Below are 606 nucleotides of genomic sequence, written 5' to 3' on the forward strand. Positions count from 1 at the left end.
GTGGTGAATATCATCGTGTTCGATCCGAAAGGCTGGGCGCTGTTCCGTTCCTTCAAAGCCGTCAAGGAGAAGCTGGATACCCGTCGTGGCTCTAATTCCGAGCTGGAGACAGCGGTGAAAGACCTGGGCAAAGCGGTGTCCTATAAGGGGATGTATGGCGATGTGGCCATCGTCGTGTATTCCGGACAGTACGTGGAAAACGGCGTCAAAAAGAACTTCCTGCCGGACAACACGATGGTGCTGGGGAACACTCAGGCACGCGGTCTGCGCACCTATGGCTGCATTCAGGATGCGGACGCACAGCGCGAAGGCATTAACGCCTCTGCCCGTTACCCGAAAAACTGGGTGACCACCGGCGATCCGGCGCGTGAGTTCACCATGATTCAGTCAGCACCGCTGATGCTGCTGGCTGACCCTGATGAGTTCGTGTCCGTACAACTGGCGTAATCATGGCCCTTCGGGGCCATTGTTTCTCTGTGGAGGAGTCCATGACGAAAGATGAACTGATTGCCCGTCTCCGCTCGCTGGGTGAACAACTGAACCGTGATGTCAGCCTGACGGGGACGAAAGAAGAACTGGCGCTCCGTGTGGCAGAGCTGAAAGAGG

General features: G+C 56.8%; 2 protein-coding genes. Both read left to right on the plus strand.

Annotated elements, in window-relative coordinates:
* On the plus strand, positions 1–447 hold a 447-nt coding region (locus P3R27_RS14600; RefSeq protein ID WP_171822399.1), incomplete at its 5' end, for a major capsid protein.
* A gap of 41 nt (positions 448–488) precedes the next feature.
* On the plus strand, positions 489–606 hold a 118-nt coding region (gene gpFI, locus P3R27_RS14605), incomplete at its 3' end, for a DNA-packaging protein FI (protein WP_227681185.1).

Origin of the sequence: Enterococcus spodopteracolus, assembly GCF_030441955.1 — a bacterium.
In the GTDB taxonomy this organism is placed as follows: domain Bacteria; phylum Bacillota; class Bacilli; order Lactobacillales; family Enterococcaceae; genus Enterococcus_B; species Enterococcus_B spodopteracolus.